We start from the raw sequence: 15,810 nt of genomic DNA, 5'->3' as shown, positions 1-15,810 counted from the left end.
AATCAAGAGGGCTCTCCACCTTCACCTCGGCTTTTACTGTGGTCAGATGGAGTGAAGTCGGAGACTTGCACCAGAGCGGCCCAGTCTTCACGTTCCTTCAAGATCTCTAGTCCAAGCCGGTAGTTTCGAGCGTGCGGGACATTCAAAGCGATTTCTCGCAGCAAGATTGTCAGGCCGACTCTGCGCTGCTCGACGACCAATTGCCTGAGCTTCATGCGGATTCGCTCTGCTGGATAGTTTCTGTTCACCCGCTCAAGTTCCGCCGTGAACTCAGGATTTGCGGCAATGCTCTTCTTCACGATATGTGCGGTCGTCCCGCAGACCAGCGCGAGCTCTTGTACCAAGATGCGCGACGGTCGATGTTGTGACGCCAACACCCGCTGCAACCCGTCCTTGAGTTGCTGGACGCCCATGAGCGGAGCTGCCCGTCCCTCCCTTGTCGGTGCTTGCGGCACCGCAGACTCGAACCATTGCGCGTCGCGCGCCCTAGCCCTTGCGCTCGCCGGCGAATGCAGCATTTCATGTCTAGGGCGACCACCAGCTATGGCGCCAATGATGGTTTGGCGGTCTGACTCGACGCACGAGACACGCAACTTATCAAGTTCAACACCGACGAGCTCGCGAAGCCAAGGTCTGTCATTAAAGTAGACCAGCCAGAACGGCGTTTTCATCTTCTGTAGACTGGCAAATCTGCCAGTCTTTTGAAATTTAGATGCAAGTGCATTCTTGGCGGCCGGCACAGCTGAGAGGCCCAGCGCGCCAGTGCTGAAGAACCTACGTCTCGGCTGGCTTCGCTTCTGATCAAGAACCGACGACTGCTCCGTCAATTTTTGACGCAAGTCCGGGAATCCAATGCCCGCAGTCACAAACAAGGCAGCAAATGTCAGTGCACTCCATTGGGTAGGAACATTCTGCAAAACGAGCGGCGGAACTGCCGGGTCAAGTTCTGGACTAGATAGCTTCAATCCGTAGTTTGAATAGCGTTGAAGTTCAAACCGTGCCTCCATGGCATCAAAGGCATTTACGAGACGTCCTCCCCATTCTTGATTGATGACTGTCTGGGCAACGGAAACCACATGCCCGCGGTTCCAAGTTGGCAGATCGGCTCCAAGCGCCTGGAACGCCAACGCTGACAATGCATGAAATCGTTTACCTATCTCTGGACTGGAAACGGGTGATTTGGTCAAGTCTGCGCCGCAACTGCATGAAAGCTCGGGCATTTTCATGATCTTCTGTTTTCGAAGCTCATGAATCTTTCCGCACGAGAAGCAAGACGCCCTTAGGGGCACCTTGTGTTCGATACAGACTACCGATGTCGGCAATTGATGGGATCTTCGCCAATATGTTTCTATGCCGCGCTTGCGCTGCTCTCTCATGCAGCACGGACAGTATTTCAGTCGCTTCAGCTTTCCATGAACCCGAGCCTGAGAAGGCGAGCCTCGTCCTGCCACATCTCGCGCGGGAATTTTGACTTCTCGGTCATAGGCAAGCTCACTCTGAGACGCCTCAAAAAACAACCAGAAGGGGAGCGTCGTCATCTTGAGCGTGGATTGCGGGTACGACTTTCCCAATGCCGCAAGAAGCAATTCATACCGGCCATCATGTCCAGCGATATCAAGCGGCGGCTGGTCCTTTCCTCCATAGCCGCATTGATTTAGCACCCAGTTCCAGGTCGCAGCTTGGTTTGCTGAAGCAATTCTGGAGAACCAAGAGCCGAGCAGCTCGTCATCGTTCACCTTAGGGATGAATGGGAGGGTCGGCGTCATATTTATCAAAACCAATTTCCTCGATCATCTTCATTAAAATGTTCGCCTCGGATTTTCAGATATTTCTCTGGCAAGAAATCTGAAGGCCGGCCATCTCGGGAGGCGAGGAATTGGAATCTGTGGCTGGAGCCTCAGCATTGACCATCGGTACCGTCTTGTCGCTACGGGACGACGAGATCTTGTACTCATGGCTTGGCCGCATGTTCCGCCGCAACTCCTTTGCTCCAACAAGGGCTGCAGTGAACATGTTTCTCGGCGGAAGGTACCGCACGCTGTGTGTGGACCTGCCCACCGGGCTGGGGCACCTTCAAACCGTACTCGGTCCCGCATCGCCTCTGTCGCCCCCAAACAGTTGGATAGACCGTGCCACCTTATACCCCTACCACCGTCCCTTCTTGACGCCGGAGCGGGATCGCATCATTTGCGAAATCATGCTCAACGCAAGCAATGCAGGTGGTGCGCAGAAGGCCCTGATGGGGCGGCTGGCCAACAGATTCGGTGCGGCCACTTCTCTTCGCTATTGCCCGCTCTGCATTCGTACCGACGCGGTCCGCCTCGGCGAACCCCATTGGCGACGAAGCTGGCTTCTGCCGGGCGTTACGCGTTGCCCGACTCATGGCATTGCTCTGGTAGAACTCGTGCCTGCGACAAGGCCCAGTAACCCTTTCGAGTCGCGTCAGCCGCCGTCACATCCTCCTGTCATCAGCTGCATCCCATGCGCCGAAGGATCGCTCGACTGGATGTTCAGCAAGTTGTCGGCCGAGTTGCTGCAATCCAACCTGCCCGCGCTTCACCGGGACGTCCTGACCACAACATATCGAAGGCGCGCCCTGAAACTGGGCTATGGCTGTTTGACGGGCCGCGTCCGCGTTTCCAAGGTCGCGCAGGCCGTCCGCGAACACTACCGGGATTTCGAGGGCTTTGCGCATCGCAACCGGCTGATTCAAACGCAGGCGAAACCGCTGGGCTGGCTGCACACCATCTTCAACAAGCCAGACAGAGCTGTTCATCCGATTGCTCATCTGATGCTGATCGGACACCTGTTTGGGTCGATTTCGGCCTGGCGTGATGCACTTGATGCCGATGGAGCCCATGCCCCCATTCGTCCGGCGGGGCTGCAAAGCCCAACACGGCGAATCTGCCCCGCTGGACCTGAACTCTTGGATTCTTCGTTGTCTTGTCGCGCTGCCGCTGCCGCCCTGGGAGTCAATACGGCCACAGTAGTTGCCTATCGGCGCGAGTGCGGGATGCAGGTCACGCCACGAAATCACAAGACCACACGCATGGTCGAAGGCCAGATCTTCGATGACTTGGTGGCCGGCTTGCCTCTTGCGGAAGTCGCGGGCAATAGCGATGTATCGATGGCAACGGTGTGCCGCATCTTGCGGTCCAACGCAGAAGCCAAAGCGAGGCGGCAGGCGAGCATTCATCAAGCCAACGAGCGCAAGGCCAAGGACGAATGGCGGGCAGCCGTTCGCGGCGCTGAGTCCATCACCGCAGCCCGCCGCATTGCCCCCGCCGCATACATCTGGCTCTACCGGAACGATCGAGCCTGGATCACGGACCAGAGCAACTTCGAACCGGCGGCGGTGCGAAAGCCAACCAGTAGCGCCCGGGTGGATTGGCCTACGAGGGATCTGAACCTGAGCACGCTGGTCTTCAATCTGCAATCCGTAGAGGCTGAGCAAGGTGCGACTGAACGCCTCAGCGCCTATCGGATCCTGCGCATCCTTGGCATCCAGACCATGATGATTCGGAATCGACATCGCCTGCCGTTGACCTACGACGCACTCGTGGCCTGCATCGAAACCGAAAGCATGTGGCGCGATCGGCGGTTAGCCTTGGCAGCCGCCCGGCTCACGGCATTGGGACTCCCCCTCACAGTCGTCCGCCTCAGCAGGGCCTCCAACATCAATTGGACATATCACCGCTGTGTGGAAACTTGGCTTGATGCCCACCGCGCCGGGACAAGTCGCGGATAGGGTGCATGATTGCGCCGGGGAGCTTGACCTGAGCCGCGGCGGTCCACCGAAGCCTGAAGTCGAGCCACGATCTCGGCGTTTAGAGATCGACTGTTGAGCTCTGCGCACTCGGCCAACTGGAGCTCCAACTGGTTTGGGATACGTACACCGATGGTCGAGGTGCCATCGTCTGACAGATCATGCGCTTTCATGATGAGCAGTGTCGTGTGCACATTTGTGCTCGTCCATGGCACATAAGTGCCGACAAGCTCGGGCTTGACCAGGCCATATTCATCACGTAAGCTTGTATTCATTTTGAATACAAGGCATCACCATGAAACTTTCCCTTGAGGCGATCATGCAGCGTTTGATGGCGCGCGGAACGCAGGTTGCACAAACGACACCGGCTCCTGATGACCGCACGCCTACGACGATTCGCCTGAAGCCGGCCACCAAGCACTTCCTTCAGTGTCAGGCGACGGCACTGAACACCAGCGTGCAGGGCCTGGTGGATGCCATCCTTGATGGCGTTGCCGAGGCCACCCTGGACACGCCTGCCGCCAAGCTACGCTCAATTCGGGAGCGCTTCTTCTTGCTGATCCAGGCTCACCGGCTGGATCTACCGGCGGCGGTCGAGCTGCTGGCTGACGAGGGATTCACTCTCTCGGCGCTGGGTAACAACGACCGGCTGATGGACCTGATGACGCCAAAGGCGATCAATCGACTGTGTGAGGTGTTCTACGTCAATCCAAAATGGCTGAACGCAAAGTACGACAACGCCGTTGAAATCGGCTCGAATGTTCATTGGTACAAAAACGTCCATTCGATCGCCCGACGCCTGATCGATCTTCGCCAGCAGGGTTTGCGACCTGAGCTCATGTTCATCCGTCGACGCGGCGCCGACTTTGATCGCGCCTACGAGGATAACGACAAGGGGAAGTGGCAAGCCGAACCGATTGGCATCGTGATGCGGGTCGTCAAAAGCACTCCCTCAGGCGCGGACTTCACAACCTACGAGGTCTGGGAGTTTGAGCGCTGGAACTACGAACCTTGCCGCCTGGATCTCAAGCTGCTGATTGCTTTTTGCGAGCAGCTTCGCGTCCATACTGTTGGACATGAATTGCGCGAAGAGGCGCTTGACCACCTGGTTGCAGGCCGCCAACTTCCCGCAGAGGTCCTGTTCGGACTTGGCAGCATCACCTGGCACCCTGACGACTACGTCGGGTTCGCGTACGAGGCTCGCCACGAAAAGAATGAGTGGTCCAGCGTGGCCAAGAGATACCTCAAGTCCGGGCTGCCGGAACTCGCCATGCAGGCTGGTGCAGCGGCCTTGCCGGAGCAGCCGTGGCGCCCCACTGCCGCTACTACCTCATCCTGAATCCGCAATTCCAGCGCCGTCAATCTTCAGCGTCGCAATCCCTTGATCTGCTGACGCAACTTGTGGACCAAAGCGGCATCAGGTCAGCACCTCAACGAACGGCTTCTTGTCGAGCACCGCAGCCCGAAATTTTGTGCGGAGCATCGCAACAAAGTCGCGTTCGTTCATGAGCAGCATGACGATTTCTCTGAGGGATCACAGGGCCATGGTCTTCAGCGCGGAGTGCGTGATGCATTCCGCTACGGCGCTGCTGGCGAACTCCGAAGTCGAGATGAAGATATCTGCTGGGCGATGCGTCTCCGCAATGGCGCGCAGGTACTGGGACCGTGCCTGGAAGAGCGTTCGCTGCGCGTCCAGAACGTCAAGGAAGCCGATTGCCCAGCTCGAACCCTTTGCTGGCGGCGTCATAGGCCGCCTGGGCGCTTGGCAGCAGGTCCTGGCGCAGGGTCTCAACCTCAAGCCGATTCGTACTCAGCAGTTCCCGCGCCTGCAGCGCGTCGGCGTACAGGCGGGTCTGGGTCGCCGCGAGCTCCTCCTGAGCTTTTTCATACTGCTTCAAGGCTTGCAGCTGATTGCCCGCATTGCTGTCGAACAGGGGGATGGGCATCGAAACGCCCAGGAGGATCTGGTTGCGCCCCAGCTCCTGCGAGCGCTTGACGCCCAGACTGAGTGTCGGGTCGGGCAGCCGGCGCGCGCGCTCCAAGTCGGCCAGTGCGCGGCGGCGCTGCACCTCGATCTGGGCACGCTTGAGCCCCGGGGCATTTGCGAGCCTCTGGTCAACGTTGGGCAATGACGGGACGACGGGTAAAACCTCAGCGGAGCCATCGGCCATGTCGAATCGAGGCGACGGGTCCCCCCAAATGGCCCCGAGGCGCTGCCGCGCCGAACGGAGTTCGCCCTGTGCTTGCGCCAGCTCCAGCCGTGCACGCGACTCCGCGACCTGGGCCTTGGTTTCCTCAACCGGCGAAATCTTGCCCGCTGCCACCCGTTTGCCGGCCGCCTCGCCGGCGCGGTGCGCCAATTCGACCGTGTCCTGGGCCAGCCGGATCCGCTCTTGCGCGGTCAGGAGTTCATAGAACGCGCTGCTGACCTGCGCGCGAATTTCCGCCCGGCGCGCGTTCAGATCGTTGGCCGCGGCCTCGCGCCCCTGCTCAGCGGCATCGACACGCGCTGCGCGTTTGCGCCGATCTCGATCGCTTGATTCACCTGAACGGTGGTGGTCCGGGTGGCTTGGCGCGTGTCTTCGAGCAGATAGGACAGCTCGGGGTTGGGCCGAGCCCGCCCTTGCTGCAACGCACCTTCGGAAGCCTCCAGCTCACGTTGAGCCGCGGCGATGTCCGAATTGCGTGACAAGGCCAGGTCGATGGCCGACGCCAACGTGAGCCGGGCCGGAACGACGACGCCGGACAGCGCGAGCGCGGGTGGCGAAACCGCACTCAAATCCTGCGCGAACGCAGCTTGAGCAAATGAAAACGAAATAGCGACTGCCAGCGTGAGCGGCAGAAATGGTGTGACGTAAGCACGCACGCGCATTGAAATCCCCTTGGTGTCGCTTCGCTGCAATGGCCAGCGAAATGCCAGGATCAAAGAGATTCAGCGCGGGAGGCGTCTACGGAAGAAGTCCGTAGATCCAAGGGCTCAGTCGTGGAACGTGGGCTGGCCGCGCCGAATCAGTGCGCGGGGCGCCATTTGGGGCGCTCAGGTTCATCAGCCAGCAGGGAACCGAACAGCGGCAGCGTCGCAACACGGTGCGACGCATCAGCGAGCGCCGAGGCGGGGGCCAGTGAAGGTGCCGACGGCTCGGCGACAAGCAAATGGCCGTATGCGCAGTCCGCATCGATGCCGACGCCTGGGTTCTTGGACTCGGCGGACGTCTTGCCCGCCTTGACAGCCTTTGCATCGTGCTCATGGCTGTGATGCCCAAAGTGTTGGGCATCCTTGCCCGTTTCGTGCTCGCAAATGCCTCCGGCCACCGCCCAGGACCACTGGAAAGGCATGGCTATCAACAAAAATACGATTACAAGGCGACGCATGGTTTGGAGTTTAGCTTGCAGCGCAGCCGCAGGGACCAGAACAAGTTCCACAAAGCCCGATGGGCCGTGCCTGAAGAGGTAATTGAGAATAGCTGACCAAGGTCTTTGCGTGCGATATAGCTCGGAGGCAGGAGCGTGGGATTAGGTAAATCCGCGGTTTGCGTGCTCAATCCGCAGACTGCCACCTTACCCGCCGACGGCCGTCAGCCATCGGTCCGCCAGATGACAAATTCGTAATCGAGTTTCATCGCCATGCAAGCAACAATTGCCGTATATGAAACTACTGGTCATTGAAGACGAAGCCAAGCTTGCGGAGTATCTGCGCAAGGGATTGTCGGAGGAAGGCTACACGGTCGATGTGGCGCACAACGGCATCGATGGGCTGCACCTGGCGATTGAGGTCGACTACGACTTGCTTGTGCTGGACGGCATGCTGCCGGGCATCGACGGCCTTGCCGTCCTTGCCGCATTGCGACTGAGCAAGCAGACGCCCGTGCTGATGTTGACGGCGCGCGGACAGGTCGAGGACCGGGTCAAGGGGCTGCAAAGTGGCGCGGATGACTATCTGCTGAAACCATTTGCGTACTCTGAATTGGTCGCGCGCATCCAAGTTCTGCTGCGCCGGGCGAACCCCGCGCGCGGCTCGTCCGAACCCACCGTACTGATGCTGGCCGATCTTGAGATGGACTTGCTTCGGCGCAAGGCTGTTCGGGCCGGACAGCGTCTGGATCTGACAGCCAAGGAGTTCAGTTTGTTGAGTCTGATGCTGCGCCGGCAAGGAGAGGTGCTGTCGCGCACGGAACTCGCTGAGCAGGTCTGGGACATGAATTTCGACAGCGAGACCAATGTGGTCGAAGTGGCAATTCGTCGCCTGCGAGGCAAGCTGGATGCACCGTTCGAGCGACCTTTGCTGCACACCGTCCGAGGCATGGGCTACGTCTTGGAGGCTCGGGATTCATGAAGCGAGCGGCCTCGGGAGGCTCACTGGGCCATCGTTTGTCCTGGTGGTTGGCGACGCAGACCTTCATTGGCCTCGGGCTCGTTTGCCTGGCCGTCTATTTCGTGACGGCCATGACGCTGTCCCAGCGGCAGGACGAGACCCTCGATCAAAAGACCACCATGATCAGGCACTTGCTGTCCGAGGCCCGTGCTGCGCCGGACATTGACGCCCTGCGACATCAGCTCAACGACTTCCTGGCTGGTCACGAAGAATTGGCGCTGCAGCTGAGATCACCAGACGGGCGCACGGTCTATGCGTCGTCGACCACGCACCCATCGCTGCCCCCACCCGTCAAGCAACGCGTGTTTGAGGTGGCGTCCTCCATGTACTTTTCCGGGCCTGCCAGCGCCACGCTGACGCTCGGGACACAGGAAGATGCCAGTCTGCTTCGCCGGCTCGGATGGACGCTGACCGCCGCCGCGATCGTCGGATCGCTGGCGGTTTCGGTATGCGGCTTTTGGCTCGTCCGGCTGGCGCTGGCGCCGGTTCACCAACTGGTCGAGCAGACCCGGAGATTGACCGCGAGCCAGTTGGAAAAACGCCTGGATGGTTCTGCTCAACCACGGGAACTGCAACCGTTGATCGGGCAGTTCAATGCGCTGCTCGATCGTCTGAGCAGCGCCTACACGCAGATGGAAGGCTTCAACGCCGATGTCGCTCACGAACTGAATACGCCGCTGGCCACGCTCATCAGTGCCTGCGAGCTGAGTCTCAGAAAGTCGCGGGACATTGACGACATGCGCGATGTGCTGGCCTCCAATCTCGAGGAACTCCGGCGCATGTCGGGCATCGTCAACGACATGCTCTTTCTGTCACAGGCTGATCGGGGCGCTGGCGCCCGCCGCGTGAATGTCGGCAGCCTCGCGGCCCTTGCCGGCGAAGTGATCGAGTTCCATGAAGCGGCCATGCAGGAAGCGACGTTGACGGCTGAGATCCTGGGCGACGCCGCCGGTCGCTTTGACGCGCGACTGCTGCGCCGCGCGCTCTCCAACTTGCTCGGCAATGCAACGCGCTATGCACGAGCAGGGTCTGCCGTGATGGTGAGAATCGAGACACATCCTGGTGGAGACGTCTCGATCGCAGTGCACAACACCGGGCCGACGATTGAGCCCGAAGATTTACCCCGATTGTTTGATCGGTTCTACCGCGTCGATCCCGCACGCGCGCACGCGGATCTGAACCACGGACTGGGTTTATCCATCGTGGACGCGATCGCGCGCATGCATGGCGGGAGCGTCTTCGCGGGCTCCGATCAAGGCATCACCCGAATTGGACTGCTCCTGCCCTCTTCCGCAAGCCCCCTCGGACGACCCGCCAGGCAAGAGCACCTGAGTGATGTGTCGTAACGCTGGATTGTCCCAATCAGGTCCGTTCAGCATCGTTGCGGCTCACGTACACCATCAAGGGTTGCTTGGTGAACCCGGCTGGCGCGATCTTCTGCAGATCGACGGCGCGATGCCCGGCCACGTCGAACTTCCATGTGAAGGTCTTGTCGCCACTGCGGAAGGTGATGGTGTCACCACACTTGATGTTGGCGAACTTGGTGTTTGCAACGTCCAGCACCTTGGACTCGGCACCCTGGCTGGCCGGAACACCATAGATGGACCGGCCATTGGCATAGGTTTCATCGCTGGCGGCGAAGACGCCGGTGGCGCTGAGCGCTGCAGCGCTGGTCAATGCAACTGAGGTCAAGACTTTGGCAATGCGCATGGTGATCTCCTGTTTGATGGGATGGGCGACAAGGTCATCAAGTCGCTCCGTTGATTCATCCCAGGGATCACTTTAGAAAGGCAGCAGCGACGGAACTTGGTCACCGAAATGACATTTCCGTCATGCGCGGGTTACTTCTCCGCGAGTCTTGCCGAGATCGCCGAAGCCCTTTTCACCCCGAGCAAAACGTTCGGCCTAGATGCCGCTGCGTCGGGTGTAGTTGGGCACCGTCAGTCGCGTCGCAAGCGCAAGGCGTTGGCGATGACCGAGGCAGAGCTCAGGCTCATGGCCAGCGCCGCGATCATCGGCGACAGCACCCAGCCGGTGAACGGATACAGCAGGCCGGCCGCAATCGGGATGCCCAGGGCGTTGTAGAGGAAGGCGAACATCAGGTTCTGCTTCATATTGCCGACCGTCGCCTCGGACAGCGCCCGTGCCGTCGAGATGCCGCGCAGGTCGCCCTTGACCAGGGTCACCTGGGCGCTGTTCATCGCCACGTCGGTGCCCGTGCCCATGGCCACGCCGACATCGGCCTTGGCCAGGGCCGGTGCGTCGTTGATGCCGTCGCCCGCCATGGCCACGATCCGCCCCTCGGACTGCAGCCGCGACACCAGCTCGAGCTTGTCCGCCGGTTTGACCTCGCCATGCACCTCGGCTATGCCCAGCCGGGCGCCGACGGCCTTGGCCGTCGTGAGGCCGTCGCCGGTGGCCATGATGATCCGGATGCCGGCCGCCCGCAGCGAGGCCAGGGCCTCCGGCGTGCTGGCCTTGATCGGGTCCGAGACGGCCAGCAGTCCGAGCAGGTGGCCATCGGCGGCCAGGTACATCACGCTGGCCCCTTCCGCGCGCAGCGACTCGGCCTCGCTCAGCAGTGCATCCACGGAAACGCCTGCCTGTTGCATCAGCGCCGTGTTGCCCAGCGCAAGCTTGCGCCCGGCCACGACACCGTTCACACCGATGCCGGTGCTGGACTCGAAGCTCTCGGGCTTGGCTAGCGGCAAACCGCGCTCGCGCGCCGCCTTGACGATGGCCTCGGCCAAGGGATGCTCGCTGCCCTGGTCCAGGCTGGCGGCCAGGCGGAGCACCTCATCAACCTCGACGCCGGGCGCCGGGACCACACGGTCGAACACCGGACGGCCCTCGGTCAGGGTACCGGTCTTGTCAACGATCAGCGTATCCACCTTGCGCAGGTTCTCGATCGCTGCGGCGTCGCGGAACAGCACCCCGCTGGTCGCACCGCGGCCGGTGGCCACCATGATGGACATCGGCGTAGCCAGGCCCAGCGCACAGGGGCAGGCAATGATGAGCACGGCCACGGCGTTCACCAGGCCATAGACCCAGCTGGGCTCGGGACCGAAGATGCCCCATGCCAGCAGCGTCAGCAGCGCGACGCCCACGACAGCCACGACGAAGTAGCCCGCGACCTGGTCGGCCATGCGCTGCATAGGCGCACGTGAACGCTGGGCTTGGGCGACCATCTGGACGATCTGCGCCAGCATCGTCGCCGATCCGACCCGCTCGGAACGCATGACCAGGGCACCATTGGTATTCAGCGTCGCGCCGATCAGCTTGTCTCCGGGGCTCTTGACGATGGGGACGGGCTCGCCGGTCAGCATCGCTTCGTCGACCGCGCTGCGGCCCTCGACGACGACGCCATCGACCGGCACCTTCTCGCCGGGACGCACACGCAGCAGATCGCCGACATGCACATGGGACAGCGGCACATCGCTTTCCTGGCCGCTCTCATCGATGCGCCTTGCCGTCTTGGGTGCCAGGCCCAGCAGTGACTTGATCGCCGCCGAGGTCTGCGAGCGTGCCTTCAACTCCAGAATCTGACCCAGCAGGGTCAGCGAGATGATGACGGCCGCCGCCTCGAAATAGACCGCCACGCGGCCCATCGCCTGAAAGGACGCCGGGAATAGCTGCGGTGCGACTGTGGCAATCACGCTGTAGACAAAGGCCGCGCCAGTGCCCAGGCCGATCAAAGTCCACATATTCGGGCTGCGGTTCAGCACCGACTGAGCGCCGCGCTGGAAGAACGGCAAGCCGGCCCACAGCACCACCGGCAGCGTCAAGGTCAGCTCGATCCAGCTCTGCGTGCCCATCTCGAACCACTGCAACCGGTGGCCGACCATGGCCAGCATGGTGACGATCACGGTCAGCGGCAGGGTCCACCAGAAGCGCCGCTGAAAATCGCGCAACTCGGGGTTCTCTTCGGCCTCCAGTTCAGGCAGCAGGGGCTCCAGCGTCATGCCGCATTTGGGGCAGTTGCCGGGATGGTCCAGGCGGATCTCCGGATGCATCGGGCAGGTGTAGATCGTTGGCGCACCGGCTGCGGGTGCTGGTGCAGAAGCAGCAAGGTCTGGCATTGGCGCGTGGGCATGGTGCCCATGCTCCTGCGGTGCGCTCCCCGCCTGATGGTGCGCGTGACCCGCGTGAGCCCCCTGCTTCGCCTCGCCCTCAGGCACCAGATTCATCCCGCACTCGGGGCACCGGCCCGGCTGAGTCTGCCGAACATGAGGATGCATAGGGCAGACATAGACCATCGCCGCGACGGGCACTTCGACATCTTGTTTCATGCGACTCTCACTTTGCGTCCGTTGACTTGCCACCGGCAAGGCTAACCACAGCATCAGCCTTGCCACGGTGACAAGGTCAAGCCTCCCGACTGGGAGGGATGGCGTTCGCCGACAAGCGCGGCAGAAAGCGGGGCGTCCTCTCGGCGTAGCGCAGGTACTCGGCACCGAACTGACGCTCCATGTCGCGCTCTTCGTTGACCGCGAGGCGACCATACATCACGAGCAGGATAGGAAACATCAGCAGCGTCAGCAGCGTCGGCCATTGAACGAGGAAGCCCAGCAGTATCAGCACGAAGGCCACGTACTGCGGATGCCGGATGCGGGCATAGGGCCCGACCGTCGCCAGGCCATGGCGACGCTGCGCGTGGTACAGCACATGCCAGGCGCTCGACAGCAGCCAGAAGCCACCGCCCAGCAGGATGTAGCTGGCAATGTGCAGAGCACCAAAGTGTGGATCGCCCTTCTCGCCCAGCAGCGTGGCCCACAGATGGCCGGAGTTGTGGCTCAACAGGTCGAGCCCCGGATAGCGCGTCTGCAGCCAGCCGGACATCAGGTAGATGGTCAGCGGAAAACCGTACATCTCGACGAACAGCGCCACGATGAAGGCGGCAAAGGCGCTGAAGCTGCGCCAATCCCGCGCCGACTGCGGTTTGAAGAAGCTGAACGCGAACATCAGGAATACGGCCGAGTTCAGAATCACCAGGGACCAGAGGCCATAGGCCGGTGCGTCGTGCGTCATGGCCGGTCTCCTTCATTGCGGTCATTGCGATGGCGATGGTGCTCCCCGCCATGGTGGTGCCCACGATGCATGAACACATGCATCAAAGGGCAGGCCAGCAGGAACGCATAGGGCAAGAAACCCAGCAGATGAGCGCGGTGTTCTTCCCAGAGGAACCAGCCGGTCACGGCGGCCAGGACGATCCAGCCGATGCCGAAACGCGAGCGCCAGAACGACGGCTGTTCTGGCGGATGCTCTGGTTGGTGCTTTGAGTCGTGATCCATGACGATCTCCCGATGGTGGTGAACGACTTACTTGCTGCCCTGTGCGGGTGCTGCCGGCATCCGGTCCATCATCATTTCCATCATGGTCTGCATCATGTCCATGCGCTGTTCCATGGCCTCCATGCGGGCCTTGGGATCGGCCGCCATGCCCTTCATGCCAGGAGCACCACCTCCCTTGCCGGACATCTGCTTCATCATGCCCATGCTGCCCTGCATGGCCTTCATGTGCTCGCCCATCAGCGCCTGGCGCTCCTCGGGCGTCTTCGCGTCCATCATCTTCTGGTGCATGTCCTGCATCGCCTTCATCTTGACGGCCATGTCGGCTTCCTTTGCTGGAGCCACAGCGGCGGCCTTTGCGGGCGCCTTGGCCGGCGGCGCCGAGGCAGCGCCCTCGGGGTGGTGAGCCGTGTGGTCCTGATCTTTGGGCTGAGCCGCGGCGAGACCGGTGGCAACAAGCAATGCGAGGGTTGTCATGACGATCTTGTTCATGGAGTTCTCCGATAGATTGCGGCAGGGAGGTACGACCAGGGAATTGGTCGAAGGCACGCGTGCTGCCCCGCCATCCAGCACGCGCTGTGTCAGGCGTGCAGATGCGGCGCCAACCGGAGCACGGGCTCCGGGGCGCTGGTGCAGGCGGCTAGATCGTCAGCCGCAGGAAGCGGATGGGGATAGGCGGACCGGTTTCGCGAACCGGAACCGGGGCGTTGGAGGACTCCACCGCCCGGTCGTCTCCCGACGTCCAGGCCAAGGTGGTGGGCTGCAGCAGCAACACCGGCAGCATATCGGCGGCGCTGCCCAGATCCTTGATGGGCAGATTCAGCGTCGAGCGCTCGTCGTCGCAAAATTTCTGACAGGCGGCGTCCGGCACGCCAGGGGATGGCGCCACGTCACCCGAGGGCGCACCGGCATGGAACTGCTCTTTCGTCGCCTCGTCGTGGCGATGCTCAGCCACCGCCAGCAGCACGGCACCGCCATGAGCTTGACCAGAGGCACAGGCGTTGGCGATGCCGACAGCCAATGCGAAGATCCAGACGAACAACATCACAGCGGCAAAACGTCGCCTGGATGTTGGTCGAAGAATCATGGTCATGGAAGCTTCCAATGCTCAGCCCGCTGCGTGAGTCTAGGAGCCGATGTTCAGACTTCGAGGTGTCGTGAGACTTGATCCCCATCAAACAATCGCGCGATCCCGTGGCTTGCTGGCTGACGGCATCGACTGACCTGCCCATCGGCAGTAAATCGGTAGCCACGGAAACACTGACACGCAACAGCACCGTCAAGCGTGCACAGGACGATCTCATCGCCGCTGGCAGATGACAAAACCGTAATGTCGGGGTCGGCCTTCTGTCCAGCCGAGATTCCTACAGTCACTCCCATGGCGCAACCACTGCGCCTCAGCAGTCCAGTCAGTTTGCTGTCAATTCAACCGTAGGAGTTCTTCATGCCCCGCTTCAATGTCATTGCTTCCGTTCTGTTCGCTGCGACTCTCGCAGCGCCCGCCTTTGCAGGCAACGGCTTCACGCCCGCCAACAACGACTCTGGCGGCAGCTATCACGCCATGCCCGGAGGCAAGACCCGTGCCGAGGTCAAGGCAGAACTGGCCGCAGCCATCAAGGATGGCTCGCTGGCCAAGATGAACAGCGAAGCCGGGTACGCCCCCGAATTTGAAACGCGCAGGGCGTCGCCGCTCACCCGCGCGGAAGTGCTGAGCGAACTGAAGCGCGCCCGCGACGACGGCTCGCTTGCCAAGATGAGCCGCAACCATTCGTACACGCCTGACACTTCGACAACAGCGCGCAGCAGCCTGAGCCGTGAGCAAGTGTTGAGCGATCTGCAGCAGGCGCGTGATGATGGCAGCCTGCAATGCTTGAACAGCAACCAAGCTCGCAACTGCTGAACGCCGATTGCCGTACACTTTGACGATGAGCAAGTTTTCGCGGATCGTGTTGGCATGGCTGCTTGCCGTTGCGCTGCCCATTCAAGGGTACGCGGCGCAAGCCATGCTGATGTGCGGTCCTGCTCATCACGAGAGCGCGGCCATTCACGATCACGCATCTCATGATCACGGCGATCTTGCGGCGGATCCGGTCGTTTCTGTGCCCTCGCACAGCGATGTCAAAGGTTCACCGGATGCCTCGCTCAAACACCATGCCAAGATGGCCAAACCGGGGCACGCCACCAAGTGCAGTGCTTGTTCCTCTTGCTGCAGCGCAGCGGCCATCACGGCATCCGTACATGCCGTTGAAGTGATCCGGCAGCATGTGCCTGTAGTGGCAACGATTCCGGTGGGCAACGCCGTTGACACCATCGGCGGCCTCGAGCGCCCGCCGCGACCCCTCCTCGCCTGACCTGCGGCGGCGCACCCACAGCGCCCGGCCGCA

At 61.4% G+C, this 15,810-nt stretch carries 17 protein-coding genes; 6 read left to right on the top strand and 11 right to left on the bottom strand.

Annotated elements, in window-relative coordinates:
- Window positions 1–2: 2 nt before the first annotated feature.
- Entirely contained in the window at window positions 3–1,766 is a 1,764-nt protein-coding gene (locus AC1Q6P_RS07300) for a TniQ family protein (protein WP_492665594.1), read from the bottom strand.
- Window positions 1,767–1,903: 137 nt separating this feature from the next.
- Here AC1Q6P_RS07300 and AC1Q6P_RS07295 point away from each other — a divergent pair, with 137 nt between their 5' ends.
- Entirely contained in the window at window positions 1,904–3,748 is a 1,845-nt protein-coding gene (locus AC1Q6P_RS07295) for a TnsD family Tn7-like transposition protein (protein ID WP_492665593.1), read from the top strand.
- Here AC1Q6P_RS07295 and AC1Q6P_RS07290 read toward each other — a convergent pair.
- Window positions 3,691–3,939 (bottom strand): Arc family DNA-binding protein, encoded by a 249-nt coding sequence (locus AC1Q6P_RS07290; RefSeq protein ID WP_492665607.1) that lies wholly within the window; start codon window positions 3,937–3,939, stop codon window positions 3,691–3,693. The two genes, AC1Q6P_RS07295 and AC1Q6P_RS07290, sit on opposite strands and share 58 nt — an antisense overlap.
- Before the next feature lie 122 nt (window positions 3,940–4,061).
- On the opposite strand from AC1Q6P_RS07290, the gene AC1Q6P_RS07285 reads away from it, so the two are divergent.
- On the top strand, window positions 4,062–5,105 hold the full coding sequence (locus AC1Q6P_RS07285; RefSeq protein ID WP_492665592.1) for a hypothetical protein: 1,044 nt from the start codon (window positions 4,062–4,064) through the stop codon (window positions 5,103–5,105).
- A gap of 361 nt (window positions 5,106–5,466) precedes the next feature.
- Here the strand turns inward: AC1Q6P_RS07285 and AC1Q6P_RS07280 are convergent, their stop codons facing one another.
- The 3 genes from AC1Q6P_RS07280 to AC1Q6P_RS07270 form a co-directional block, all read right to left on the bottom strand.
- Complete coding sequence (locus AC1Q6P_RS07280; RefSeq protein ID WP_492665606.1) at window positions 5,467–6,228, bottom strand: TolC family protein; 762 nt, start codon at window positions 6,226–6,228, stop codon at window positions 5,467–5,469.
- On the bottom strand, window positions 6,225–6,692 hold the full coding sequence (locus tag AC1Q6P_RS07275) for a hypothetical protein (protein WP_492665591.1): 468 nt from the start codon (window positions 6,690–6,692) through the stop codon (window positions 6,225–6,227). Before AC1Q6P_RS07275 ends, AC1Q6P_RS07280 begins: the two co-directional genes overlap by 4 nt.
- 83 nt (window positions 6,693–6,775) lie before the next feature.
- A complete protein-coding gene (locus AC1Q6P_RS07270; RefSeq protein WP_492665590.1) occupies window positions 6,776–7,138 on the bottom strand; it encodes a cobalt-zinc-cadmium resistance protein in 363 nt (120 codons plus the stop codon).
- A 274-nt stretch (window positions 7,139–7,412) separates the two neighbouring features.
- On the opposite strand from AC1Q6P_RS07270, the gene AC1Q6P_RS07265 reads away from it, so the two are divergent.
- Window positions 7,413–8,099 carry a heavy metal response regulator transcription factor gene (locus AC1Q6P_RS07265; protein ID WP_492665589.1) on the top strand — a complete coding sequence of 229 codons (687 nt, stop codon included), beginning with the start codon at window positions 7,413–7,415 and terminating at the stop codon, window positions 8,097–8,099.
- Window positions 8,096–9,484 (top strand): heavy metal sensor histidine kinase, encoded by a 1,389-nt coding sequence (locus AC1Q6P_RS07260; protein ID WP_492665588.1) that lies wholly within the window; start codon window positions 8,096–8,098, stop codon window positions 9,482–9,484. Before AC1Q6P_RS07265 ends, AC1Q6P_RS07260 begins: the two co-directional genes overlap by 4 nt.
- 16 nt (window positions 9,485–9,500) lie before the next feature.
- Here the strand turns inward: AC1Q6P_RS07260 and AC1Q6P_RS07255 are convergent, their stop codons facing one another.
- The 6 genes from AC1Q6P_RS07255 to AC1Q6P_RS07230 form a co-directional block, all read right to left on the bottom strand.
- Window positions 9,501–9,848 (bottom strand): CzcE family metal-binding protein, encoded by a 348-nt coding sequence (locus AC1Q6P_RS07255; RefSeq protein ID WP_492665587.1) that lies wholly within the window; start codon window positions 9,846–9,848, stop codon window positions 9,501–9,503.
- Between the two features lie 230 nt (window positions 9,849–10,078).
- Window positions 10,079–12,427, bottom strand: a complete 2,349-nt coding sequence (locus AC1Q6P_RS07250) for a copper-transporting P-type ATPase (protein WP_492665605.1) — start codon at window positions 12,425–12,427, stop codon at window positions 10,079–10,081.
- A 76-nt stretch (window positions 12,428–12,503) separates the two neighbouring features.
- Entirely contained in the window at window positions 12,504–13,166 is a 663-nt protein-coding gene (locus AC1Q6P_RS07245) for a methyltransferase family protein (RefSeq protein ID WP_492665586.1), read from the bottom strand.
- Window positions 13,163–13,429: a DUF2933 domain-containing protein gene (locus tag AC1Q6P_RS07240; protein ID WP_492665585.1), complete on the bottom strand. Its 267-nt coding sequence runs from the start codon at window positions 13,427–13,429 to the stop codon at window positions 13,163–13,165. Before AC1Q6P_RS07240 ends, AC1Q6P_RS07245 begins: the two co-directional genes overlap by 4 nt.
- A gap of 27 nt (window positions 13,430–13,456) precedes the next feature.
- Entirely contained in the window at window positions 13,457–13,918 is a 462-nt protein-coding gene (locus AC1Q6P_RS07235; RefSeq protein ID WP_492665584.1) for a hypothetical protein, read from the bottom strand.
- Window positions 13,919–14,066: 148 nt separating this feature from the next.
- Window positions 14,067–14,519: a hypothetical protein gene (locus AC1Q6P_RS07230; RefSeq protein WP_492665583.1), complete on the bottom strand. Its 453-nt coding sequence runs from the start codon at window positions 14,517–14,519 to the stop codon at window positions 14,067–14,069.
- 351 nt (window positions 14,520–14,870) lie between these two features.
- On the opposite strand from AC1Q6P_RS07230, the gene AC1Q6P_RS07225 reads away from it, so the two are divergent.
- Window positions 14,871–15,326: a DUF4148 domain-containing protein gene (locus tag AC1Q6P_RS07225; protein WP_492665582.1), complete on the top strand. Its 456-nt coding sequence runs from the start codon at window positions 14,871–14,873 to the stop codon at window positions 15,324–15,326.
- 25 nt (window positions 15,327–15,351) lie between these two features.
- Window positions 15,352–15,777 (top strand): hypothetical protein, encoded by a 426-nt coding sequence (locus AC1Q6P_RS07220; protein WP_492665581.1) that lies wholly within the window; start codon window positions 15,352–15,354, stop codon window positions 15,775–15,777.
- The last annotated feature ends 33 nt before the right edge of the window (window positions 15,778–15,810 follow it).

This window comes from Roseateles sp. GW835-FHT13E02 (assembly GCF_058794035.1).
Note: the sequence above shows the minus strand (reverse complement) of the source record. Positions and strands in the feature narration are given on the sequence as shown.